24 protein-coding genes are annotated in these 23,501 nt (G+C 73.8%); 9 read left to right on the forward strand and 15 right to left on the reverse strand.

Features of this window, described 5'->3' with window-relative positions:
- Window positions 1-11: 11 nt before the first annotated feature.
- Window positions 12-797: a deoxyribonuclease IV gene (locus tag V5O49_RS10070; RefSeq protein ID WP_332902109.1), complete on the reverse strand. Its 786-nt coding sequence runs from the start codon at window positions 795-797 to the stop codon at window positions 12-14.
- A 90-nt stretch (window positions 798-887) separates the two neighbouring features.
- Here V5O49_RS10070 and V5O49_RS10075 point away from each other — a divergent pair, with 90 nt between their 5' ends.
- The 4 genes from V5O49_RS10075 (at window position 888) to V5O49_RS10090 (ending at window position 5,587) form a co-directional block, all read left to right on the forward strand.
- On the forward strand, window positions 888-1,118 hold the full coding sequence (locus V5O49_RS10075; protein WP_278235654.1) for a hypothetical protein: 231 nt from the start codon (window positions 888-890) through the stop codon (window positions 1,116-1,118).
- A gap of 44 nt (window positions 1,119-1,162) precedes the next feature.
- Window positions 1,163-1,987, forward strand: coding sequence for a hydroxymethylpyrimidine/phosphomethylpyrimidine kinase (locus V5O49_RS10080; protein ID WP_332902110.1), 825 nt, complete (start codon window positions 1,163-1,165; stop codon window positions 1,985-1,987).
- 145 nt (window positions 1,988-2,132) lie between these two features.
- Complete coding sequence (locus tag V5O49_RS10085) at window positions 2,133-4,787, forward strand: phosphoenolpyruvate carboxylase (protein ID WP_332902148.1); 2,655 nt, start codon at window positions 2,133-2,135, stop codon at window positions 4,785-4,787.
- Window positions 4,788-4,846: 59 nt separating this feature from the next.
- A complete protein-coding gene (locus V5O49_RS10090) occupies window positions 4,847-5,587 on the forward strand; it encodes a copper homeostasis protein CutC (RefSeq protein ID WP_332902111.1) in 741 nt (246 codons plus the stop codon).
- An 18-nt stretch (window positions 5,588-5,605) separates the two neighbouring features.
- On the opposite strand, the gene V5O49_RS10095 is transcribed toward V5O49_RS10090, so the two are convergent.
- The 6 genes from V5O49_RS10095 to V5O49_RS10120 all read right to left on the reverse strand — a co-directional run bounded on the left by V5O49_RS10095 (window position 5,606) and on the right by V5O49_RS10120 (window position 11,737).
- Window positions 5,606-6,370: a VOC family protein gene (locus tag V5O49_RS10095; RefSeq protein WP_332902112.1), complete on the reverse strand. Its 765-nt coding sequence runs from the start codon at window positions 6,368-6,370 to the stop codon at window positions 5,606-5,608.
- 44 nt (window positions 6,371-6,414) lie between these two features.
- The gene (locus V5O49_RS10100; protein WP_332902113.1) at window positions 6,415-7,398 is read right to left on the reverse strand and encodes a 5'-3' exonuclease; all 984 of its coding nucleotides are present in this window, start codon (window positions 7,396-7,398) and stop codon (window positions 6,415-6,417) included.
- 64 nt (window positions 7,399-7,462) lie between these two features.
- Window positions 7,463-7,849 (reverse strand): fluoride efflux transporter CrcB, encoded by a 387-nt coding sequence (gene crcB / locus V5O49_RS10105; RefSeq protein ID WP_332902114.1) that lies wholly within the window; start codon window positions 7,847-7,849, stop codon window positions 7,463-7,465.
- The gene (locus V5O49_RS10110; protein WP_332902115.1) at window positions 7,846-8,310 is read right to left on the reverse strand and encodes a fluoride efflux transporter FluC; all 465 of its coding nucleotides are present in this window, start codon (window positions 8,308-8,310) and stop codon (window positions 7,846-7,848) included. The genes crcB and V5O49_RS10110 overlap by 4 nt, the downstream gene beginning before the upstream one ends.
- Window positions 8,311-8,349: 39 nt before the next feature.
- A complete protein-coding gene (locus V5O49_RS10115) occupies window positions 8,350-9,351 on the reverse strand; it encodes a sigma-70 family RNA polymerase sigma factor (protein WP_332902116.1) in 1,002 nt (333 codons plus the stop codon).
- A 43-nt stretch (window positions 9,352-9,394) separates the two neighbouring features.
- Window positions 9,395-11,737, reverse strand: coding sequence for a SpoIIE family protein phosphatase (locus V5O49_RS10120; protein ID WP_332902117.1), 2,343 nt, complete (start codon window positions 11,735-11,737; stop codon window positions 9,395-9,397).
- Between the two features lie 160 nt (window positions 11,738-11,897).
- On the opposite strand from V5O49_RS10120, the gene V5O49_RS10125 reads away from it, so the two are divergent.
- Together V5O49_RS10125 and V5O49_RS10130 are read left to right on the forward strand one after the other, a co-directional pair.
- Complete coding sequence (locus V5O49_RS10125; protein ID WP_332902118.1) at window positions 11,898-12,590, forward strand: hypothetical protein; 693 nt, start codon at window positions 11,898-11,900, stop codon at window positions 12,588-12,590.
- 73 nt (window positions 12,591-12,663) lie between these two features.
- Complete coding sequence (locus tag V5O49_RS10130; protein WP_332902119.1) at window positions 12,664-13,869, forward strand: MalY/PatB family protein; 1,206 nt, start codon at window positions 12,664-12,666, stop codon at window positions 13,867-13,869.
- Between the two features lie 43 nt (window positions 13,870-13,912).
- Here the strand turns inward: V5O49_RS10130 and V5O49_RS10135 are convergent, their stop codons facing one another.
- The 4 genes from V5O49_RS10135 to V5O49_RS10150 are packed head-to-tail and all read right to left on the reverse strand — an operon-like array spanning window position 13,913 to window position 17,795.
- Entirely contained in the window at window positions 13,913-14,950 is a 1,038-nt protein-coding gene (locus V5O49_RS10135) for a M15 family metallopeptidase (RefSeq protein WP_332902120.1), read from the reverse strand.
- Window positions 14,951-14,997: 47 nt separating this feature from the next.
- Window positions 14,998-15,348 carry a hypothetical protein gene (locus V5O49_RS10140; protein ID WP_332902121.1) on the reverse strand — a complete coding sequence of 117 codons (351 nt, stop codon included), beginning with the start codon at window positions 15,346-15,348 and terminating at the stop codon, window positions 14,998-15,000.
- Window positions 15,345-16,595, reverse strand: coding sequence for a TFIIB-type zinc ribbon-containing protein (locus tag V5O49_RS10145; protein WP_332902122.1), 1,251 nt, complete (start codon window positions 16,593-16,595; stop codon window positions 15,345-15,347). Before V5O49_RS10145 ends, V5O49_RS10140 begins: the two co-directional genes overlap by 4 nt.
- Before the next feature lie 3 nt (window positions 16,596-16,598).
- Entirely contained in the window at window positions 16,599-17,795 is a 1,197-nt protein-coding gene (locus V5O49_RS10150) for an SPFH domain-containing protein (RefSeq protein ID WP_332902123.1), read from the reverse strand.
- Window positions 17,796-18,028: 233 nt separating this feature from the next.
- On the opposite strand from V5O49_RS10150, the gene V5O49_RS10155 reads away from it, so the two are divergent.
- Window positions 18,029-20,056: a penicillin-binding transpeptidase domain-containing protein gene (locus tag V5O49_RS10155; RefSeq protein ID WP_332902124.1), complete on the forward strand. Its 2,028-nt coding sequence runs from the start codon at window positions 18,029-18,031 to the stop codon at window positions 20,054-20,056.
- A gap of 86 nt (window positions 20,057-20,142) precedes the next feature.
- Here the strand turns inward: V5O49_RS10155 and V5O49_RS10160 are convergent, their stop codons facing one another.
- Window positions 20,143-20,592, reverse strand: coding sequence for a hypothetical protein (locus V5O49_RS10160; RefSeq protein WP_332902125.1), 450 nt, complete (start codon window positions 20,590-20,592; stop codon window positions 20,143-20,145).
- A gap of 98 nt (window positions 20,593-20,690) precedes the next feature.
- The gene (locus tag V5O49_RS10165; RefSeq protein ID WP_332902126.1) at window positions 20,691-21,956 is read right to left on the reverse strand and encodes an amidohydrolase; all 1,266 of its coding nucleotides are present in this window, start codon (window positions 21,954-21,956) and stop codon (window positions 20,691-20,693) included.
- A gap of 108 nt (window positions 21,957-22,064) precedes the next feature.
- On the opposite strand from V5O49_RS10165, the gene V5O49_RS10170 reads away from it, so the two are divergent.
- Window positions 22,065-22,346 (forward strand): hypothetical protein, encoded by a 282-nt coding sequence (locus V5O49_RS10170; protein ID WP_332902127.1) that lies wholly within the window; start codon window positions 22,065-22,067, stop codon window positions 22,344-22,346.
- Here the strand turns inward: V5O49_RS10170 and V5O49_RS10175 are convergent.
- Window positions 22,297-22,545, reverse strand: coding sequence for a toxin (locus V5O49_RS10175; RefSeq protein WP_332902128.1), 249 nt, complete (start codon window positions 22,543-22,545; stop codon window positions 22,297-22,299). The genes V5O49_RS10170 and V5O49_RS10175 overlap by 50 nt on opposite strands.
- Window positions 22,542-22,805 carry a ribbon-helix-helix domain-containing protein gene (locus V5O49_RS10180; RefSeq protein WP_332902129.1) on the reverse strand — a complete coding sequence of 88 codons (264 nt, stop codon included), beginning with the start codon at window positions 22,803-22,805 and terminating at the stop codon, window positions 22,542-22,544. The genes V5O49_RS10175 and V5O49_RS10180 overlap by 4 nt, the downstream gene beginning before the upstream one ends.
- Before the next feature lie 76 nt (window positions 22,806-22,881).
- On the opposite strand from V5O49_RS10180, the gene V5O49_RS10185 reads away from it, so the two are divergent.
- Window positions 22,882-23,496, forward strand: a complete 615-nt coding sequence (locus V5O49_RS10185) for a shikimate kinase (RefSeq protein WP_332902130.1) — start codon at window positions 22,882-22,884, stop codon at window positions 23,494-23,496.
- Window positions 23,497-23,501 lie beyond the last annotated feature (5 nt).

The raw sequence follows: 23,501 nt of genomic DNA on the forward strand, positions 1-23,501 counted from the left end.
TGCCGAGACGCTCAGAGGCGCTCGCGCAACCAGGTGATGTCCGTGGCGACGTCGCCCTTCGTCTCGCACACGACAGGTGCACCGGCGGTGCGGATCACGTCGAGGAGCAGCTCGGGCGGGATCTCGCCGGCCCCGAAGTTCGTGTGCCGGTCAGCCCCGGAACCGGCGGCGTCGCGCGAGTCGTTGGCGTGCACGAGGTCGATCCGGCCGGTGATCGCCCGGACGTCGTCCACCACCGTGGACAGGTCGAGGCCCCCGGCCCAGGCGTGGCACGTGTCGAGCGTGAAGCCGACCTCAACGTCGCTGTCCGCCTGCTGCACCGCTGCCCACAGCTCCGCGATGCGGTCCAGTCGCCGTGCCATCGAGTGGTCGCCCCCGGCCGTGTTCTCGATGAGCACGGGGACGTCGGTGTCGAGCGCCTCGATCGCCTTGCGCCAGTTGTCGAACCCCTTCGCCGGATCGTCCTTCGCCGTGACGTGCCCGCCGTGCACGACCACGCCCCGCGCGCCGATCTCGCCGGCGCCGGTCATGATCTGCTGCAGCAGCTTGCGGCTCGGGATGCGGATGCGGTTGTTCGTCGAGGCGACGTTGATGACGTACGGCGCGTGCACGACGACGTCGATCCCGGCCTCGGACGTCGCGGTCCGGAAGGCCTCCGCCCCGCCCGGGTAGTCCAGCGGCGGCACCTTCCACGCCTGCGGGTCGGACAGGAACACCTGGACGACGTCGGCCCCCATCTCCTGGGCCTCGGTCACGGCGTCGGCGAGGCTGACGTGGGCACCGATCGGCATGCTCATGCCCGACAGCCTACGAGCAGGGTCCGACGACGCCTCGGGAGCGTCCGCTACGGTGTCTCCGGTCAACCGAGTCGACGGGTGAGGGTGCGGATGTCCCTGGTGATGCTGGCCAACATGCTGGTGCCGGTCGTCGTCGCGCTCGCTCTGGTCGCGATCGCGGTGGCGCTCGTCCGCGGTGGTGCGCGCGGCGCCTCCGTGCCCACCGACCGGCCCGGACTGCTCGAGCAGCGGCTGGAGCACCTCGACCGGCTGCACGCCGCCGGCCGGATCAGCGACGTCGAGCGTGCCGACGCCCGCGCCCGCTTGCTCGGCACGCTCTGAACGGCCGGTCCGGGCCGGAGCGCCGTCGTCGTAGGCTGGTCGACATGCCCAGCACACCCCCGCTCGCCTACGTGATCGCCGGCTCCGAGGCCACGGGAGGCGCCGGCATCCAGGCCGACCTCAAGACCTTCCAGCAGCGCGGCGTCTACGGCGTCGGCACGCTGACGTGCATCGTCTCCTTCGATCCGCTGCACGACTGGGCGCACCGGTTCGTCCCGGTCGAGCCGCAGGTGATCGTCGACCAGATCGAGGCGGCCACGGCCACCCACGACCTCGACACGGTGAAGATCGGCATGCTCGGCACGCCCGCGACCGTCGACGTCGTCGCGAAGTCCGTGTCCACGCGACCCTGGCGGCACGTGGTCCTCGACCCGGTCCTCATCTGCAAGGGCCAGGAGCCCGGTGCGGCGCTCGACACCGACACGGCGCTGCGCGAGCGCGTCCTGCCGCACGCGACCGTCGTCACCCCCAACATGTTCGAGGCGGCGACGCTGGCGGGCATGGACCGGATCGACGACGTCGCCGACCTGACCGAGGCCGCCCGTCGCGTCCACGCGCTGCTCGACACCTCCGCGGGCCCCCGCTACGTGGTCGCCAAGGGCGGGGCCGAGCTGCCCGGTCCCGACGCCGTCGACGTGCTGTTCGACGGCGAGGAGGTCACGGTGCTCACGGCCCCGAAGGTCGGCGAGGAGCGTGTCTCGGGTGCCGGCTGCACGTTCGCGGCCGCGATCACCGCCGAGCTGGCCAAGGGTGCCGACGTCCCGGCGGCCGTCGAGGTCGCCAAGGACATGGTCACGGCCGGCATCCGGGCCCGGGTCGCCGCGCACACCCCCTTCGACACCGTCTGGCAGGGCGCCTACACCGGCTGACGTCGGTTGTCGGTCGGCCGCCCGCCTGGCGGACGCAAACTATGTCTCAAGCGTGGTTCCGCTTAGTCTGAAGCGCGTGAGCGACAACTACGGACACCAGAGCCCGAGCACGGGCGCGATCGAGCGTGTGGTCGCCCGTCACGAGATGCCCGACCCGCTGCGCGACGACATCCGCCTGCTCGGCGGCCTCCTGGGCGACGTCCTGCGCGAGGCCGGCGGCCAGGACCTGCTCGACGACGTCGAACGCCTGCGCGAGCTGACGATCCGCGCCTACGGGGTGGACGACGGCGGTGCCGCGCTGGCCGAGGCCTCCGACGTCGTCGCCGGCTACAGCCTGGAGCGGGCCGAGCAGGTCGCGCGTGCCTTCACCTGCTACTTCCACCTGGCGAACCTGGCCGAGGAGTACCACCGCGTGCGCGTGCTGCGGCAGCGCGAGGCGGAGTCCGGGGCGGCGATCGAGGAGTCGCTGCCGGCGGCCTTCACCCAGCTGACCGAGGAGGTCGGGCGTGACGAGGCGCTGCGTCGCCTGTCCGAGCTCGAGTTCCGCCCGGTGCTGACCGCGCACCCCACCGAGGCCCGCCGTCGGGCCGTCTCGGGTGCCGTGCGGCGCATCTCCGACCTGCTGGCCGACCGCGACACCGTCGAGCTGGGCGGCACCTCCCGCTCGGAGAACGAGCGCCGGCTCATCGCCGAGATCGACACGATGTGGCGCACCTCGCCGATCCGTGCCGCGAAGCCGACCGTGCTCGACGAGGTCAAGACGGCGATGGGCGTCTTCGACGCCACGCTGTTCGAGACCTACCCCGAGGTCTACCGGCGCCTGGACGACTGGCTGCTCGACGGCGACGCGGGACGGACGAAGCCCGTCGCGAGCCCGTTCGTCTACCTCGGGTCGTGGATCGGCGGCGACCGGGACGGCAACCCGAACGTCACCGCCGAGGTGACGCGCCAGGCAGCCACGCTGGCCGCCGAGCACGCGCTCACGGCGCTCGAGCAGGCGGCGCGGGCCACCGGCCGCAAGCTCACGCTGGAGGAGGCGTCCACCCCGGCGTCGGACGAGCTCAAGGCGCTGTGGCAGCGGATGCGCCAGCTCTCGGAGGACCTGGCCGCCCAGGCGGCGGCGGAGTCCCCGAACGAGCCGCACCGTGCCGCCGTGCTGGCCATCGCCGGCCGTGTCGGCGCGACCCGCGCCCGCGACGCCGACCTGGCCTACCGCGAGCCGGCCGAGCTCGAGGCCGACCTGCAGATCGTCCAGGACTCGCTGGTCGAGGCCGGTGCGAACCGCGCCGCCTACGGCGACCTGCAGCGGCTGGTGTGGCAGGTGCAGAGCTTCGGTTTCCACCTCGCCGAGATCGAGGTCCGCCAGCACTCGCAGGTGCACGCCGCCGCGCTGGAGGAGATCCACGACAAGGGTGTGCACGGCGACCTGTCCGACCGCACCCGCGAGGTGCTGGACACGTTCCGTGCCCTGGGCGCGGTGCAGAAGCGGTTCGGCCAGCGGGCCGCGCGCCGCTACATCGTGTCGTTCACGCAGGCGCCGGAGCACATGGCGGCCGTGTACGAGCTGGCCGCCCTGGCGTTCGAGGGCACCGACGACCCGCCCGTCGTCGACGCGATCCCGCTGTTCGAGACCTTCGCCGACCTGGAGAACTCGGTGGAGATCCTCGAGGCGATGCTCGAGATGCCGCAGGTCCAGAAGCGGCTGGCCGAGAACGGCCGCCGCGTCGAGGTCATGCTCGGCTACTCCGACTCCTCCAAGGACGTCGGCCCGGTGGCGGCGACGCTGGCGCTTCACTCGGCGCAGTCCCGCATCGCGCAGTGGGCGCAGCGGCACGACATCACGCTGACGCTCTTCCACGGTCGCGGCGGCGCGCTCGGCCGCGGCGGCGGCCCGGCGAACCGCGCCGTGCTGGCCCAGCCGCCCCACTCGGTGGACGGCCGGTTCAAGCTCACCGAGCAGGGCGAGGTCATCCTGGCCCGCTACGGCAACCCGACCATCGCCGCGCGGCACATCGAGCAGGTGGCCGCGGCGACGCTGCTCGCCTCGGCCCCGTCGACGGAGAAGCGCAACGCGGAGGCCACCGAGCGGTTCGCCGGCATGGCGGCCGCGCTGGACGCCACCTCGCGGGCCCGGTTCCACGAGCTCGTGCAGTCCGAGGGCTTCCCGCAGTGGTTCGCCGAGGTGACGCCGCTGGAGGAGGTCGGCCTGCTGCCGATCGGCTCCCGCCCGGCCAAGCGCGGCCTGTCGGTCAACTCCCTGGACGACCTGCGCGCGATCCCGTGGGTCTTCTCCTGGTCGCAGGCGCGCATCAACCTCGCCGGCTGGTACGGCCTCGGCACCGCGCTGCGCGAGTACGGCGACCTGGAGCAGCTCCGGGCCGCCTACGAGGAGTGGCCGCTGTTCACCACGCTGCTGGACAACATCGAGATGTCCCTGGCGAAGGCGGACGAGCGCATCGCGCGGATGTACCTGGCGCTCGGCGACCGGGACGACCTGGCCGACATGGTGCTCACCGAGATGCACCTCACCTACGAGTGGGTGCTCAAGGTGACCGGCAACCAGTGGCCGCTGGCCAGCCGTCGCGTGCTCGGCCGGGCCGTGCAGCTCCGGTCGCCCTACGTCGACGCCCTGTCGCTGCTGCAGGTCCGCGCGCTGCGGGCGCTGCGCACGCAGGGTGCGAGCGAGGGGCTGTCGCTGGACGAGGGCGAGTGGGTCGACGGCGGGTACAAGGACCGCTGGCGCCACCTGCTGCTGCTGACGGTCAACGGCGTGTCCGCCGGCGTGCAGAACACGGGCTGACGGTGTCGGACGGCGGGGCTCCCGCGGGTGCTGCGGCGCCCGCGGGAGCCGGTCCCGACGTGTCCGCGGTGCCGGCCCTCGAGCTGGCGGTCCAGGACGTGGCCGGTGTCGAGGTCGCGGCGTCGGTCGGTGCCCGTCGGGTGGAGCTGTGCGCCGCCCTGGGCGCGACGGGCGGGATGACGCCGGGTCCCGGGCTGCTGGCCGCGGCCGTGGAGCGGGCCACCGCGGTCGAGGTGCACCTGCTGGTGCGGCCGCGACCCGGCGGGTTCGTCCTCGTCGACGGCGAGCTGGACGTGCAGGTGCGCGAGGTCGCCGCCGCGGTGGCTGCCGGGGCGGACGGCGTGGTCGTCGGCGCGCTGAGCGCGGACGGCACCGTGGACACGGTCGCGCTGCGCGAGCTGGTGGCGGCGGCCGAGGGCACCGAGGTGACGTTCCACCGCGCGTTCGACCAGCTCGCCGCACCGACGGCCGCCCTGGACGCGCTGGCCGGGCTCGGCGTGACCAGGGTCCTCACCTCCGGCGGGGCGCCCCGCTGCGCCGACGGGGTCGACCGGCTGCGGGCCTGCGCCGTCCACAGCCGGGACGTCCTCGACGGTGCCGTCCAGGTCATGGCCGGCGGCGGCGTGCGGGTCATTGACGTCCCCGTGCTCGTCGAGGCCGGGGTGGACGCCGTGCACCTGTCCGCCAAGCGCGTCGTGACCGACGACGGCGGGCCCGGCGGCGGGGGAGACGACGGCTACGAGGTCACCGACCCGGTCGTGGCCGCCGCAGCGGCCGCCGCCCTGGGCGCCTCGCGATGACTCGAGGGCCGGAGCGGGTCAGGCGGTGATGATCCGCAGGGGTGCGCCGTTCGGGTCCGCGACGTCGACCATCCGTCCGTACGGCGTCTCGGCCGGGGCGTCGGCCACGGTCCCGCCCAGGTCGACCGCCCGCGCGGCCGCGGCGTCGACGTCCGCGGCGCCGAGGTAGACCATCCAGGTCGGGCGGCCGTGCTCCCCGAGCGCGGCGGCGGCGTCGAACAGTCCTGCGCTCGCCGCGTCCTCGGCGCCGTGCGTGGCGTAGCGGAAGCCGTCCCCGCCGGGCATCTCGTGGACGTCCCAGCCGAGCGCGTCGCGGTAGAACGGCAGCGCCGTGTCGTAGTCGGTCGTCCACAGCTCGAACCAGCACGGCGCACCGGCCTCGGCCAGCCGGACGAAACCCGGGTGCCCGGTGGCCTGCCAGCAGCCGATCTGCCCGCCGACGGGGTCGGTGGCGAACAGGTAGCGGCCCATCCCGGGCACGTCCTGCGGCGGGACGTCGACCGTGCCGCCGTGGGAGCCGATCCGACCGGCGACGGCCTCGGCGTCCGTCGTCCACAAGTAGACGTGCCAGCCCGGGGTCTGCTCGTCGCCCTGCAGCGGCACGACGCCCGCCACGGGCGCGCCGCGGTGCGTGAACTGCCCGTAGTGCCGGAAGTGCTCACCGAGATCCCGGTGCTCCCAGCCGAACAGCGCGGTGTAGAAGGCGACCGCGGCGTCGAAGTCGGTGGCCGCCAGGTCCATCCAGCCGGGCGCCCCCTCGGGCAGGTTCTCCACAGGGGGCATCTCAGGGGCTCCGTTCCGAGGGCGTGGTGGGTCCCCACAGACCATCACGGCTGGAGGGCGCTCACCACCCGGTGCACGCTCGAGGTGAGGCCCCACCGGGCGGCCAGCGCGTCCAGGGCCTCGGGGTCGGCGGGAGCGTCGGGCAGGGTGTCGTCGAACGGTTCCAGCGGGGCGTCGTCGGCCACGCGGACGACGCCGGGGGCCACGGCGAGGTAGTCCGCCGCGGCGGCGATCCGGGTGCGCTGCGACGGCGTGACGCCCTTCTCCCCGGTGGTCGCCGCTTCGAGCACACGGTCCAGGGTCCCGAACGCCGCGAGCAGCTTGGCCGCGGTCTTCTCCCCGATGCCGGCTACGCCGGGCAGCCCGTCGGACGGGTCGCCGCGCAGCACCGCCATCTCGGCGTAGGCCGTGCCGGTCGGCACGCCGTACTTCTCGGCGAGCCGTGCCTGGTCCACCACGTCCGGGTCGCGCACCCCGCGGGCCGGGTAGAGGACGGCGACCCCGGCGGCGTCGTCGACGAGCTGGAACAGGTCGCGGTCGCCGGTGACGATGCCGACCTCCGGGCCGGAGCGAGCGTGCGCGGCCGGGGTGCCGCCGTCGTCCCCCGGAGCGCCGGAACCGCGGCCGGCGAGCTCCCGCGCGACGAGCGTGCCGATCACGTCGTCGGCCTCGAAGCCGGGGGAGCCGACGCGGGCGATGCCCAGCGCGGCGAGCACGTCGACGATCACCGGGATCTGGGCGCGCAGATCCTCGGGCATCTCCTCGACGTCGGGTCCGTCGGCACGCAGCTCGGCGACCCGGTGCTCCTTGTACGTACCGATCGCCTCGACGCGGAACGCCGGGCGCCAGTCGTCGTCCCAGCAGGCCACCACGCGGTCGGGCCGATGCTCGGTGACGAGGAACGCGATCATGTCGAGCAGGCCGCGCACGGCGTTGACGGGCCGGCCGTCGGGGGAGCGCAGCGAGTCCGGCATCCCGAAGTAGGCGCGGAAGTACAGCGACGCGGTGTCGAGCAGCAGGAGGCGCATGGGGCCAGCCTTCCACCTCGCCGGTCGTGCCGGCACCCGGGGCGCGCCACGGGCACGCGGGCCCTCAGCCGAGCAGCACCGCCACGACCCCGAGCCCGCCGACGACGGCGAGCACCGAGACCGCCAGCGTGCTCAGCGCGTGCAGCACGGCCCGGGCGGGGCGGCCTGTGCGCAGCATCGCCGCGGTCTCCAGGATCGACGTCGAGAAGGTGGTGAGGCCGCCGCAGACGCCGACGACGAGGAACAGCTCCCAGGAGGGGTCCGCCGCCCCGAGGGCCATCCAGCCCGCGACCAGGCCGATGAGGAACGACCCGAGCGCGTTGACGAGCCAGGTCCCCCAGGGGAAGCCGTCCGGCCGTCGCGCCTTGATCGTGTCCGCGAGCCAGAACCGGGCGGCGGCACCGAGCCCGCCGCCGAGGCCCACGAGCAACGCTCCCAGCAGCCCGCTCACGGCCTCTCCTCCGGGTGCAGCAGGCGGCCGAAGGTGCTGCGTCGGCTGCGCAGGCCGAGGAGCACGCCCAGCAGGGCCGCCAGGGTGCCGAGGACCAGCGTGGCCACCACGTAGCCGGCGGCGACGAGCCAGACGCCGTCCCCGGTGAGGCCGGTGGTCTCCAGCGCCAGGGAGGAGTACGTGGTGAAGCCGCCCAGGACACCCGTGCCCGCGAACAGCCGGACCCGTCGCAGCCGCGGAGTCTCCGGGCCCCGGCGGGCGACCGCCTCGAGCAGCCAGCCGAGCAGGAACGCGCCGAGGACGTTGACCGCGAAGGTGCCCCACGGCCAGCCGCCCGAGGACGGAGGGAGCAGCAGCCCGACCCCGTAGCGGGCCACCGAACCGACGGCACCTCCGGCCGCCACCAGGGCGAGGAGCCGGAGGTCCCGGTGCGGGGCGCGGTCGGCGGTCACGGTGCCCATCCTCGGGTGAGCACCCGGCGGAGGTCCACCCGACCGTGGCTACGCGTGCTCGGCCGGCAGCCGGTCCGGCAGCCCGAACCGGGGGAACCAGGTGGCCGTGTCGAGGAACGTGGTGATCCCCGTGATGCGGCCGGCGCCGTCGTCCTCGAGCACGACCAGCCCCCACGGGGTCCAGCCGCCCTCGGGCGCGGCCCGGTACTGCCCGAACGCCATCGAGCCGTTGGCGTGCACGCGCAGGCACCGCGACCCGCGGCACCCGTGGCCCGGGCCGACCATCCAGCGCACGACCTCCGCCGGACCGGACACCCACAGCGTGTACGGCGGCATGTTGAGCACCGCGTCGTCGTGCAGCAGCGCGACCAGCGCGTCCATGTCGTACCGCTCGAACGCGTCGAGGTACCGCTCGAGCAGGGCCTCGTCGACCTCGCCCCAGCGGTCGGCGTCCCGGGAGAGGTTCTTCGTCCCGAGGGTCGCGCGGGCCCGCTGCAGCGCGCTGTTCACCGAGGCCACGGTCGTGTCGAGCAGCGAGGCCGTCTCGGCGGCCGACCAGCGCAGCACCTCCCGCAGCACCAGCACCGCGCGCTGCCGCGGCGGCAGGTGCTGCAGCGCTGCGACGAAGGCGAGCCGGACCGACTCCCGGCCCACGGCCATGTCCGCCGGGTCGCCCTCGCGGGGCAGCACGGCGTCGTCCGGCACGGGCTCGACCCAGCGCTCCTCGGTCAGGGTCTCGCCCAGGTACTCGATCTCGGCCGGCTGCGGGCCGCCGATGCCCATGGGTCGCTCGCGCCGCTTGGCGGACCCGAGCGCGTCGAAGCACACGTTGGTCGCGATCCGGTACAGCCAGGACCGCAGGGAGGACCGCCCCTCGAACCGGTCGTACGCGCGCCAGGCCCGCAGCATCGTCTCCTGCACCGCGTCGTCGGCGTCCGCGGCACCGCCCAGCAGCCGGTAGCAGTAGCCGGTCAGCTCGCGGCGGTGGACCTCGAGCCGTGCGGCGAGGTCGTGAGAGGTGCCGGCGTCCGGGGAGGCCGTCTGTGTCATGTCTCACACGCTAGGCGGTCCCTCCGACACCCGCGCGGAGGACTCAGGTGCGCCGGCGGCGGGCCTCCGCGCGCGTCCACGGCAGCACCCGTTCGACCAGCGGGATCGAGCTGGTGGGCGAGGTGCGGCGCACGACGGGCACGACGCCGGTCAGGGGGCGCGCCGACCGGTCGATCTCGAACCAGACCGTCTTGCCCGCGCCCTGGGCGACGTGCCGGCCGACCGCGTCCCCGGCCAGGTGCTGCTCCACGCCCCAGCGGGAGGCCAGGCGCTCGAGGAACTGCACGCCGCGTCCGGACAGGTCCTGCGGCTCGGGGGCGCGCAGCACGGGTGCGCGCGTGCAGCCGTCCCGGACCCCGACGCGCAACCGGTGGGCGTCGACCTCGACGGTCGCGACGATCGGGCCCGCCCCGTGCTCCAGCGCGTTGGTGAGGATCTCGCTGGACAGCAGCATCGCCGTGCGCCGGTGCTCGGGGTCGACGCTGCAGGACTCGAGCACGTCGTCGACCCAGCGGCGAGCGGGCCCGAGGTCGCTGAGGTCCTCGTGCGCGACCTTGCGCTCGGCCGTGGCGGGACCGTCCTCGGACGGCGGCCCGGACGGCGCGGGCACGCGGGCCCGCGCGACGAGGACCGCCACGTCGTCGCGCTGCGAGCGGCCGACCAGCCGACGCACGAGCGCGCGGGGCAGGGCGGCGGTGGCCTCGCCGTGCACGTCGGCGAGCGCCTGCTCGAGCTCGGCGATCCGGTCGTTCACCTGGACACCGCGCCGCTCGACCAGGCCGTCCGTGTACAGCACGAGGGTGTCGCCGGGCAGCAGACGGTCGACGTGGTCGTGCCGGACCGTGCCCGGGTCGATGCCCAGCAGCATGTCCGGACGCGCTGCGAGCTGCTCGACCGTGCCGTCGCGGCGCAGCACCAGCGGCGGCGGGTGGCCGGCGTCGGACCAGGTCAGGGTGTAGCCGCGCTCGGGGGTGCCGTCGGGTCCGCTGTCGCCCTGCGGCTCGGCGTCGTGGTCCAGCCGGACGACGACGGCGGTCGCCAGGGCGTGCAGCCCGAGCTGGGCGTCCGCCCGGTCGAGCCGGGACAGCAGCTCCGCCGGGCCCTCGTCGTGGCTCCAGGCCAGCACGCGCAGCATCGAGCGCAGCTGGCCCATCTGAGCGGCCGCGTTGACGTCGTGCCCCGCGACGTCCCCGATCGTCAGGATCGCGGTGCCCTCCTCGCGGACGACCGCGTCGTACCAGTCCCCGCCGACCTGGTCGGTGCGCGCGGCCGGGGCGTACGTCGTGGAGATGTCGAGGTGGGCGACGTCCGGCGGGTCGGTCAGCAGCGACTCCTGCAGGGTGGTGGCGACGCGCCGGCGCGCCTCGAGCAGCGCGACGCGTTCCAGTGCCATCGCCACGTACCGCGTGACGGTCGTCTCCAGGGCAGCGGTGCCGGCGTCGTGGTCGCGGGCCTCGTCCCAGACGCAGACCACGACGCCGATCACGTCGTCGTCGGCGATCACCGGCAGGAACGACCGGGCTCCCGTCGACGTCAGGCCGAGGCCGGCCATCGCCGGGTACGCGGCGATCATCTCGGAGTGGTCGCGGTAGAAGCGGGTGCGGTGCTCGCGCACGACGGCGGCGTCCGGCCGGGGAGCGTCGAGGCGCAGGCTGCGCATCTCGTCGGGGAAGCCCGGCTCCTGGTGCCCGACGGTGACGTAGCGCAGGTGACGGCGGTCGGCGTCGACCAGGGCCAGGGAGCACCAGCGGGCCCCCATCCCGGTGCCGACCACCTGGGCGATGGTCTCCTCGACCTCCTCGATGGTGGTGACGCCGGCGAACCGTTCGGACAGCCCGAGCAGGAACTGGGCGCGCTGGTGGGCGCGGAAGGCGACCTGCTCGGCGCGCCGGGCGCGTTCCCGCTCGGCGCGCAGCCGCAGCTCGCCGGTGCACGCGGCGGCCAGGTCGGACAGCGTGGCCAGGTCGGCGTCGGTCCAGTCGCGCGGGTCGTCGCACAGCGCCCACAGCGCCCCGACCACCTCGCCACGGCCGTCCTCGACCGGGTAGCCGGCGATGGCGCGCACGCCCATCTCGGCGATGAGGCCGCGGCCCGCGACCAGCGGTTCCGCGGCGACGTCCGGGACGATGAGCGGCGTCCGGCTCTCGGCGACGATGCCCGTGGCCGGACGGTCGAGCTCGTAGACCCGGCTGCGCTGGACGGCGTCGGGCAGTCCCGAGGCACCCGGGAGGTGCTGCACGGGGCCGTCGCCGAGCACGATGAAGCACGCCGCCGGCACGTCGAGCGTACGGCGGGCGATCCGGACGATGCGGTCGAACACCTCGTCCGCGGAGTGGTCCCCGGGAGCGCCGTGGGTCAGCGAACCCAGGACGTGGGTCGCGGGCACCGTCCCAGTATGGCCCGGACGGCCCCGGTCCGGGGGACGGTCCCGGGCCGCGTCGGTGAGAGGGCCCCCCGGCGACCAGCCAGTTCGCGTCTTCCCGTTGCGATCTACGTCACACCGCGCGCACACTGGGAGTCAGGACCAAGACGGGGGTGGCACCGTGGTGGGAACCGCTGGAACGTTCGACGCCCTGCCCATGCTGGGCCGTGGCAAGCACCGCAACCCGAAGAAGGGCGCCTGCTTCATGGAGCTCGCGTCGTTCCTCGCCGGGGAGCGCTGGAGCGATCATCCGCAGTGCACGCACCCGCTCCTGGCGATGCTGGCGCGTGCCGTCAACGACCTCACGTCGGACCGGAACCGTCCGCAGCTCGCGCCGATGATCCCGTCGGTGATCGGGCTGAACAGCGACGACCCGCGCTGGGACGTGCACATCGCCCTGCGTGCCGCCCAGACGGCCCTCCCGGTCGCGCCCGCCGACCGGCAGCAGACCCTCGCGGTGGCGATCTACGGCGCCGAGCGCATGCTCGACGTCCTGGACGCCCGACCCGAGGGGACCATGTCCGTCGAGAGCGTCGAGGCCCTGAGCGCGGTGCCGAAGACCTCCGAGTGGGCCCGCCGGTTCTGCGCCGGCACCCACGTCAAGCCGAAGCGATTCGTGCGGGACGCCGCCCCATCGGTCGTGTCCACGGCCGTGCAGGGCATCAGCGAGGCTTACGTCGGCGACGCGGACGACCGCCTGCGGAGCCTGCTGGGCGACACCATCGCCGACGCCCGCCGCTGGGCCGGGCTCGAGGAGACCGGGACCGCGCTGCGCGAGGACCAGTGGTCCGACGTCGTGCGTCCCGCCGAGGTCTGAGCCGACAGGTGCCCCGGGCCCGGGTGTGACCCGGGGAACGGCCCGCGCGCACGCGGTCTGGTAGACCGGAGACGTGATCGACACCAGCGCCAGCCCGCTCGACCAGCTCACCCTCGCCGACCTGCGCCGGCGGACCTCCGTGAAGTGGACCGCCTACCCCGAGGACGTCCTGCCCCTCTTCGTCGCCGAGATGGACGTGCCGCAGGCGCCGTTCGTCGTCGACGCCGTCACCCGGGCGCTGCAGGTCGGTGACACCGGCTACGACCGGGGCACGACCTATGCCGCCGCCCTCGTGCCGTTCGCGCAGCGCCGCTGGGGCTGGACGCCCGACGAGCGCACCAGCCGCACCCTGCCCGACGTCATGGTGGCCCTCGTCGAGATCCTGCGCGTGCTCACCGCTCCCGGGGACGCGGTCGTCGTCACCCCGCCCGTCTACCCGCCGTTCTACGGGTACACCCGCAACGAGGGGCGCCGGGTCGTCGAGGCGCCGCTGACCGACGCCGGCCGCCTGGACCTGGGCACGCTGGAGTCGGCGTTCCGCGAGGCCACCGGCGGCGGACCCACCAGCACCCGGCCCGGGTCGGGCCGACGCGCGGTGCTGCTGCTGTGCAGCCCGCACAACCCGACCGGCACCGTGCACACCCGCGACGAGCTCGAGGCGGTCCTGGCGCTCGCCGGCCGCTACGGCGTGCGGGTCGTGGCCGACGAGATCCACGCGCCGTTCACCGTCGCCGACCTGGCCGACGGCGCCACGCCGTTCACGCCGCTGCTGTCCGTGCCCGGCAGCGGCTCGGCGATCGCCGTGCACTCGGCCTCCAAGGCCTTCAACCTCGCCGGGCTGCGTGCGGCGACGGCGCTCGCCGGCCCCGACGCGGCCGACGACCTGCGCCGCATCCCCGAGGAGGCCGGGCACGCCGTCAACCACCTCGCGGTGCTGGCGCACGCCGCCGCGTACACCGAGGGCGACGCGTGGCTGGACGCGCTGCGCGCCGGCATCGTGCGCAACCGCGAGCTGGTCACGACGCTCCTGGCCGAGCACGCCCCGGCCGTCCGGGTCCACCCGGGCGAGGGCACCTACCTGATGTGGCTGGACGTGCGCGACGCCGTCCCCGCCGACGTCGACCCGCACCGGCACGTGCTGCGCACCGCGAAGGTGGCGCTCGGCGACGGGCGGGACTTCGGCACCGGCGGCGCCGGGTGGTTGCGGCTCAACCTCGCCACCTCGCCCGAGATCCTCACCGAGGCCGTCGAGCGGCTGGGGACGGCGCTCGGGCGCTGAGGCTACCGGGTCCGAGGTGTCGAGACGCCCGGCGCCGCCGCGTTCACGGGCGCTGCGCGCCCTCCACTCCGGGGTCGACGCCGAACGCTTCCTCGAGGGTCTCGCCGCTGTGGTGCAGGTAGGCGGCGAGGTCCTCGCCGACGTAGCGCAGGTGCCACGGCTCGCCCCGGTAGCCGGTGATCTCCTCGCCGCCGTCCGGGTAGCGCACGACGTACCCGTACCGCCACGCGTGCTCGGCGACCCAGTCCGAGGCGGGCGTGCCGCCGAACTCGGTGAAGGGCACCCCGGCCTGGGTGACGTCCGCCGCGAGCCCGGTCTGGTGCTCGGAGTGCCCCGACCGTGCCGAGAAGCGCGACGCGGCCTCGGCGCCGTGCCGGGAGGCGTACCGCTCGAAGAGGCGTTCCTGGTAGCCGGCCGGACGGAACCCGGAGACCAGGACCAGCCGCTTCCCGGTGGCCTCCTCCGCGGCCTCGGCCAGCTCGGCGAGGGCGTCGGCCGCCGCCGGCCGCAGCTCGACCCAGGTGCCCTGCACCGCCATGTCGGGCGCGGCGAGCCGGCCCGGCACGAAGTCGCGGGGCGTGACGCCGCGGTCCTTGGTCACGAGCACGGTGAGATCGCGGGGGTCCGTGGACGCCTCCCACGTCGTGCGGACCACCTTGACCCCGCTGACGGCGGGTGCCACCTGCGCGGTGCCGGGGGCGAAGAGCCGCCAGCGGGTGACCGGTGCCTGCCGCCAGTGCCGGGTGAGCTCGATCGCGGCGGAGTAGGTGCCGTCGTCGGGCATCGTGGTGGTCCACCGCGTCACCCAGCGGCCGTCGACCTCCTGCTGCAGCTCGAGCGTCCTGCCCTCGCCCGGGGCGATCGCCACGCCGTCCGACCAGTCGGTCCCCGCGGTCGTCTCCTCGAGCGGGGACCAGCCCACGACGCCCGTGTGCGCACCCGGCGGCGTCGGCCCGGGCGGGTACGGCAGGGACAGTGCCGCCGCCGTGGCAGGGACGGCGACCGGCACGGTGAGCGACACGGCGACGGCCGTCGCGGTCACGAGGGCACGCCAACGACGTCGGAGCAGGGCAGCGGGCACGCCCGCACTCTGCCAGACCGTTCGTCGTCCTGGCTACGCGCTCCGGGTCAGCCGAGACGGCGGTAGCGGTCGATCTCCCGCATCAGGCCCTGGACGCTGCCGGCCGTCGGGTTCAGCGACCCGGAGACGGAGTCGTGGTTGGCGCCGTCCATGGTGCGGTTCCTCAGCCCCGTGCGGGAGCGGACGAAGTCGTCGCGGACCTGGACGTTCTTCCTGACCGTCCGGGTCTGCTTCTCGTGCCGGTACCGCTTGTCCGCGTTGCGGTAGCGCGCGAAGATCAGGGCGAAGAAGACGAACCCGGACAGGAAGAAGACGAGCCCGAGGGCTCCGGCGTCCCCGTCCGAACCGGTGGAGGCCAGGACGGCCGCCGTGTCGAGCGTGAGGGCGAGAGCGGTCATGACCCACCTCCGAAGATCATCACGGCCGTGCCGACGACGATCCCGACGGCCTCGACGACCGCGGAGGTCAGCAGCAGCCGGGGATAGTTGATCGGCACGCTGCCCATCACCGCGCCGGTTCGGCCGTTCACGGCGACGTAGTGCGTGACCGACCGGCCGTCGCGCTTGGTCTGGTGGTAGCTGTACAGCCACACCGGCAGGTAGGCCGACACCCACCGCTGCCCGCGGACCTCGAGCTGCTCGCTGTGCCACCGCACCCCGCGGTCGTAGAAACGCAGGGTGTCGTGGACCGCGTGCCGGGCGACGTCCTTCGACTGCGCGTCCACGATCGGCGCCAGGTCGTCGATGTTGGTGTCGCGGCGCTCGGAGGTGAACCCGGCCAGGTAGTTCGAGTCGTAGACGACGGCGTTCTCCAGGTCGAACGGCCGGATCGCGTTGATGACGTTGTTGGTGGTGCTCAGCCCCTGGTCGAGGCGTTGCTGCGACGAGACGACGGCGAGGTCGTGCACCTCGACGTCGAAGGCGCGGCCGACGTCGTAGAGGTCCGCGTCGTAGCGGGTCTCCGACCGGTCCTCGCCCACCGAGACGGTGTAGCTGCGGGTCTGGTGCTCGCCCTGCCCGCTGAACGCGGCGTGGGCGTTGACGTCGACGACCATGTAGGGCAGGTAGGCGCCGAGCACGTTGTCCGGGTCGAACTCCTTGCGGAACCGCGGGTGGGCGAAGAAGCGGCGCTTGCGCACGAACGTGGCGATCTTCCGCACGGCCTCCTCCTTCGGGAGGCTGAACGGGAGCACCATGTCGGGCACGGCGCCGTTGGGCACCTGCTGGTTCATCGACAGGGTGTTGCGGCACCAGTGGCAGCGCGCCTGGGTGCTGCTCGCGGTGTCGATGACGATCTCCGCGCCGCACGCGCTGCACTTGAAGGTGAGCACGATCTCGGCGGACGGGACGATGTCGGACGAGCCCGACCCCCTCGTGACGCCGCGGAGCTCACCGACGCCGGCGTCCAGGCCGAACGCCTCGTTGGCGCTCGGCGTCGACCACTCGTCGCGGCAGTAGTGGCACCGCAGCATCCCCGAGCCGATGTTCAGGGCGATCTGCGTCGCCCCGCAGCGCGGGCACTTGGTCAGTCCGTCGACGGCGTCGGCGTCGGTGTCGATCACGCGGGGGCCGTGGTCGGGCTCCGGCGGTGTCGTCGGTGGGGCGGGGGCCTGCTCGTCGGAGGCCGGTTCGGTCACGTCGTCCATCGCCTACAGCCCGAGCGCCTTCTTCTTGGCCGCGTCGTAGTCCTCCTGTGTGATGAGCCCGGCGTCGAGCATCGCCTTGAACCGGGTGAGCTTCGCCATGGCGTCCTCCTCGGCCGGCTCCGCGGACGCCTGGGGCGGCGCCTGCTGCGGGGGGACCTGGCCGGCGGGCTGCTGCAGACCGCCCATGGCCGCGCCGGTCGCGTTCATCCCCATGCCGAGGAACGCCATGTCGGAGCCCCCGCCCGCGCCGTTCTCCCCGGCAGCCTGGAACCCGCGGGCGGCGGCCTGCTGCATGAACGAGTTGCCGCGTGCGCCGCCGAGCGCGTCCGCCTTCTTGACGTCGGAGAGCAGCTTGCGGGTGTCCGCGTCGTACTCGATCGCCTGCAGCGCGACCTTGACGATGGTCAGCCCCCGGTCCGACGTCCACCGGTAGGACTCCTCGACGGCGTGGCTCAGCGACTGCGCGAAGCCGACCGCGTCGCCCTGGATGCGGGCGATGCGGTTCCCCTTGCTCGGGTCGTTCGTGTAGTGGGAGAACGCGGCCGCCAACGACCCCACCAGCTCGTTGAACAGCTGGCTGGCCGCGTCGTTGTCGAAGTCGCCGAAGTCGAAGACCTTCGCGTCGTAGCTCAGGTACGTCAGCGGCACGAAGTTCTTGACGAGCAGCACGGGGTCGACGATCCGCAGCGAGTAGCTGCCGCGCGTGATCGCGCCGACCTGGGCCCGCAGGTAGGCGTCGTCCCAGTAGATCTCCGACTGCGTGCCGAAGCGGTTGTTCGGGATCTCCTTGAGGTTGACGTAGAACGCGAGCTGCTGGGAGCCGGGCCGCCCGCCGAACTTGAACCGCTCCCACGAGGTCTTCACCGTCGCGCTGAGGAAGCCGTCGTCGGCGAACACCGACCGCGAGTTCTGGTCGTCGGAGGTGAACACGTAGCCGCCCGGGTCGCTGACGAGGCCGGTCAGCTCGCCGTCCTGGAACGTCATCAGCGCGTACCCCTCGGGGACGACGATCCGGGAACCGTTGGTGATGATGTGCTCGGAACCCTGGGTGTTCGCGCCACGTCCGGCGTCCTGGCCCTGGCGGACCGCCGGGAACAGCGCCGCCGTGGGCTCGAGACCCGGCGGCGGGACGATGAAGTCCTTCCACTGGTCGGCGAGCGTCCCGCCGAGAGCGCCGGCGAATGCCTTGATGAACCCCATGTGCTTCCTCGTCTTCGATCCGTGGACATGATCCCGGCACGGCCGGGCGCTCCGGTCGCCTCCGACCGTACCGAGGAGGAGGGCCCGGACGGGACCGTGTGTCGTGTGCGGCCGGATTTCACCCGCTCGATTCTGTTGCCGCACGGAACCTTCCGCCCGCGTGCCGGCCCCGCTACGCTCGCCGGGTGCGCCGTCGGACATCGTGTGCCCTGACCGTCCTCCTGACTCCAGCCGTGCTCGCCGCCGCCGCGGCGTGCACCGGGCCCGAACGGCCGGCTCCCGACGAGACGGCGCAGGCGCTGGCCGACGGGCTGGCCCGCCAGGACCTGTCGGCGCTGACGCTGGTGTCCGACACGAGCGCCCTGCCGGAGCAGCACCTGATCGAGGTCGTCGAACCCCTGCTCGCTGCCGCCGAGGAGACCGGCGCCGCGTCGAGCGTCGAGGTGGCCGAGGTCGTCGAGGCCGAGACGGCCGAGGACGAGCCGCCGCGGGCCGCGGTCACGCTCGCCTGGAGCTGGCCGCTCGCGCCGGGCCACACCTGGGACTACACGACCGACACCGAGCTGGTCTGGGCGCCGCCGCCCGAGGACTCCGAGGAGACCGGCACCTGGGAGGTGCAGTGGCAGCACGACCTGGTCGCCCCCGACCTCGCCGGCGGCGAGCGCCTCGAGCTCGAGTCCCTGGAGCCCGACCGCGGCGACCTGCTGGACATCCACGGCGAACGGCTGGTCACCGAGCGCGACGTGTGGCGCATCGGCATCGACAAGACCTACCTCGAGCCCCCGCGGTACGCGGAGCAGTCCGAGGCGCTGGCCGAGCTGGTCGGGCTCGACCCCGCGGCGTACGCGGACCGCGTGGCCTCCGCCGGGGAGAAGGCCTACGTCCTGGCGATCACGATCCGCCAGGACGAGGCGACGTCAGGGGTCTCGTTCACCGCCGACGACGCCCGGGCGATCGACGGGGTGAACGTGCTGGCGGACACGATGGAGCTGGCCCCGACGTCGTCGTTCGCGCGGTCGGTCCTCGGTCGCGCGGGGGAGGCGACGGCCGAGATCATCGAGCAGTCCGACGGCGCGGTCGAGCAGGGCGACGTCGTCGGGATCTCCGGTCTGCAGCGGCAGTACGACGCGGCGCTGACCGGCAGCGAGGGTCTGGCCGTCCACGTCGTCGACGGTGACGGCGAGGTCGTGCGGGACGCGTACCGCGTCGAGGCCGTCGACGGTGCGGACGTCGCCACGACGTTCGAGCCCGACCTGCAGATCCTCGCCGAGGAGGTGCTGTCCGACGTCGAGCCGGCCAGTGCGATCGTGGCGGTCCGGCCCTCGACGGGCGAGGTCCTGGCGGCCGCCAGCGGTCCGGGCGGCGAGGGCTGGTCGACGGCGACGCTGGGCCAGTACGCGCCGGGGTCGACCTTCAAGGTGGCCACCGCGCTCTCGCTGATGCGTGCCGGGGTCTTCCCCGAGGACGAGGTCACCTGCCCGACGTCGGTCACCGTGGACGGCCGCACGTACGAGAACGTGCCCGGCTACCCGCAGGACGCCACGGGGGCGGTGTCGCTGCGCACGGCGTTCGCGCACTCGTGCAACACCGCCATGATCGGCGAGGGGGCGGAGGTGCGGCAGGCCGACCTCGCCGCAGCGGCGGTGGACCTGGGGCTCGGGGCGGCGTCGTCCGTCGGGGCCCCGGCGTTCCTGGGCGAGGTGCCGACCGAGGCGTCCGCCACGGGGCACGCCGAGGCGCTCATCGGCCAGGGCGCGGTGCTCGCCTCCCCGCTGGGCATGGCCACCGTCGCCGCGTCGGTCGCGGCGGGGGAGCGGGTCGAGCCGGTGCTGGTCCGGCCGGTCGAGGACGACGGCGCCGCGGACGACGGCGCCGCGGACGACGGCGGCACGGACGACGGCGGCACGGGGGCCTCGCCCTCGGCGAGCGCCTCGCCGGACGCCTCGCCGGACGCCTCAGCGGACACCGCCGAGGAGCCGGAGCCGGCCGGGTCCGCGGGCGGACTGACGCAGACCGAGGCCGCCGACCTGCACGACCTGATGGGCGCCGTCGTCGCCGAGGGCAGTGCGTCGGCGCTGGCGGACGTGCCCGGGGTGACCGGCGCGAAGACGGGGACGGCCCAGTACGGGGACGGGTCCCGGCAGCACGCCTGGATGCTGGCGATCGCGGACGACCTGGCGGTCGCGGTCTTCGTGGAGGACGGCGAGTACGGGTCGACGACGGCGGGCCCGCTGATGGGCCGGTTCCTCACCGGGCGCTGAGCGCCCGGGGCCCGGCGCGCGCCGGGTGGCGGTCCGCCGTCCGGCCGGTCAGGGATCCGGCCGGACGACGAGCAGCCGACGGGTCGTCACTCGGGGCGCACGAACCCGGCGTCGTCGCACATCGCCTCCAGCGCGGTCACGGCGTCCTCGACGGCGCCCTGATCCCCCGACGTGCCGTTCAACGCGTCGTCGAACGGCTCCTGGATGGCCTGCAGGATCGCTGCGGGACCGGTGTCGGCGTAACGGATCTGGGCGTCGAGGCGGTCGCGGACGATGGTGAGCTCCGCGGTGTTCTCCTCGGTCGCCGGGGAGGAGACCTCCGGAGTCCACGTCGTGACCCGGTGGTCGATCGAGAGCTCGCCGCCGTCGTAGTAGCCCGCGCAGGTGGTGGCGATGTCGACAGCACCCTCCGTCTCCGTGGAGGCCTCCGGGGTGGGGGAGGAGTCCGCCGCCGGCTCGACCGAGTCCGGTCCGGCGCATGCCGTGAGCAGGAGGGCAGCGGAGACAGCCGCGGTCGCGGCGAAGAGGGAGCGCATAGGAACGATTCGACACCGAGTTGCCCCGGGCAGGCAACTCGATCGAGGCACTGGTGGCGTGTCTCACATCGTGGTCGCCTGCCCGGGGCGGGGTGCGCTCAGACGAAGCGCGCGGACCGCTCGACGACGCGCCCCGCGCCCCGCCCGCCGTCGGCCGCGGCGTCCCAGGAGTACACCTCGGTGCCGGTGACGAACACGCGCTCGGCGCGGGCGTTCACGTCCAGCGGGTCGGCGGACCAGACCACGACGTCACCGTCCAGGCCGGGGCGCAGCGCGCCGATCCTGTCGTCCAGCCCGAGGATGCTCGCCGGGTTGGTGGTGAGCGCCTCCAGGGCCACCTGCCGGTCCAGGCCCTCCTTGACGGCCAGGGAGGCCTGGTGCACCAGGAAGTTGATCGGCACCACCGGGTGGTCGGTGGTGATCGCGACCGTCACGCCGGCCTCGGCCAGCCGCGCCAGGTGCGCGATGTCGCGGTTCCGCAGCTCGACCTTGGTGCGCGTGGTGAACATCGGCCCGAAGATCACCGGGATCCCGCGCTCGGCGAGCACGTCGGCGACCGCGGCGCCGTCCGTGCCGTGGTTGACCACGAGCCGGTAGCCGAACTCGTCCGCGAGGCGGATCGCGGTGGCGATGTCGTCGGCGCGGTGGGTGTGCTGGTCCCAGGCGAGCTCGCCGTCGAGCACACGGGCCAGCGTCTCCTTGGTCAGGTCGCGGGCGAACGGCTCGCCCTTGGACTCGGCGGCGGCGCGTGCGGCCGCGTAGTGCTGGGCGTCGAGGAAGGCCTGGCGGATCACCGAGGCGACGCCGAGCCGGGTCGACGGCGTCTTCTTCTGCTCGCCGTACACCCGCTTCGGGTTCTCGCCGAGCGCGCTCTTGACCGACACGGCCTCGCGCAGGACCTGCTCGTCGACGGTGCGCCCGCCCCAGGTCTTGATGGCGACGGTCTGCCCGCCGATGGGGTTGGCGGACCCCGGCTTGACGACGACGGAGGTCACGCCGCCGGCGAGCGCGTCGCGGAAACCCTCCTCCTCGATGTTGATCCCGTCGAGCGCGCGGAACGCGGCACCGTTCGGGGCCGTCTTCTCGTTGGTGTCGTCGCCGGCCCACCCCTCGGCCTCCTCGTGCACGCCGACGTGGCCGTGGGACTCGACGAACCCGGGCAGCACCCACCGGCCGCCCGCGTCGACGGTGGGGACGCCGTCGGGGATCTCGACGTCGGCGCCGACGGCGGTGATGACGCCGTTCTCGACGAGGACCGTGCCGTGCTCGATCGGGTCGCCGGCGACGGGGACGACGTGGCCGTTCGTGAGGGCGACGGAGCTGCGGGTGGTGCCCGGGGTGGTGGGCTGCTGCGTGGAAGTCATGGGGCCATCCTGCCTCGGCCCCCACCCACCGGCCCGGATTGTCGACAACGGCAATCCGGGCAGGGTGGGTAGGCTCGGAAGACGGTCCGCGACGACGAGGAGGTATCGATGATCCCGACGATGATCGTGCTCGGGCTGCTCCTCGGCCGATGGTGGCGGTCGGCGCTGCTCACGGCGACGCTGCTGTGGCCGGTGCTGCTGGTGGTCGACGGGGCCGTGCCGCTGACCGATCCGGCGGCGTTGCTCGGAGGGGCGCTGCTCGGTGCCCTCAACGCCGCGGTCGGCGCCGCCGTCGTCCAGTGCGTGCGCTGGATCGTGCGCGGCGTCCGAGCCGTCGGTCTCAGGGAAGCAGGTCGACGTACTGCGGTCGCGCCTTCATCGCGTGGATGACGAGCTCGTCCCCCGAGTCGAAGCGGAGCAGGACCAGCTCGAGGAGCCTCCCGGTGTCGTCGAGCAGGAGCCAGCGTCGGGGGTCGTCTTCGTCGTCGAGCGGGGACCGGAAGACGGGTTCTGCTGCCGCTCGAAGGACGCCTTCCTCGGTCAGGCGGTCGCGCCTGAAGTGCTTGCGAGCTGCGTCGTGCAGCTTCACGCGACGTGCGCCCAGGCGCGCACCGCCGCACGGATGGCCTCCGACCGGTTGGCCAGCCCCTCCTCTCGCGCACGCTCGGTCAGTGCCTTGAGCGTGGCGGCGTCGAGCCTCACCGGCACGACCGTTCCGGGGCCGTCGCCTGCGCTGGGGCGTCCGCGCCGACGCAGCGTCGTCACGTCGTAGCCCGACTCCGCCTCGTCGGCCCACGCGCGGACCTGCTCGTCGCTCACGGGCTGCCCGTGAATCTTCTCCTGACTCACTCGAATATCGTATACGGAAAGACGGCGTGGGTCGAGGACGCCATATCCCCCGGACAGAGGGTGCGATCATCGTCCGATGTCGGACTCGCCGCTCATGGTTCTCGTCGGGCCCGCAGCGTGCGGCAAGTCGACCCTGGGCGAACTCGTCGCCCAGGGGCTGGGACGGCCGTTCGTCGACCTCGACGCGGTCGCCGCCCCCTACTACGCCGAGGTGGGATGGAGCATCGATCGGCTGGTCGACCGGATCGCCGCCGTGGGACGGGTGGCGGCCGAGCGCGAGTGGGAACCGGCGCGCGCACACGCCGTCGAACGAGTCGTCGCCGCGCATCCCGGAGCCGTCGTCGCCCTCGGTGCGGGGCACACCAGCTATGCGGACGGCACGTTGCGCGCCCGCGTGGCGACCATTCTCCGTCCGGTCGAACACCGGCTCCTCGTCCTGCCGTCCCTGGACCGCGCCGAGGCCTTGGCCGAGCTGCGTCGTCGGTCGCTCCGCGACAAGGGGACCGACTGGGTCAGCAACGGTCACGACTTCCTGGCCGAGTGGTTCGACGACACGGGCAGCCGCACGATGGCGACCGACATCGTCGTGACGAGTGGCCGGACGGCGAGCGAGATCGCCGTAGCGGTCGCCGACATGATCACCGACGTGATCGCCGAGCCCTCGGGCCGAGGCGACCGACGGAGCAGGTGACGGCA

It is taken from the genome of Isoptericola haloaureus (assembly GCF_036689775.1).
In the GTDB taxonomy this organism is placed as follows: domain Bacteria; phylum Actinomycetota; class Actinomycetes; order Actinomycetales; family Cellulomonadaceae; genus Isoptericola; species Isoptericola haloaureus.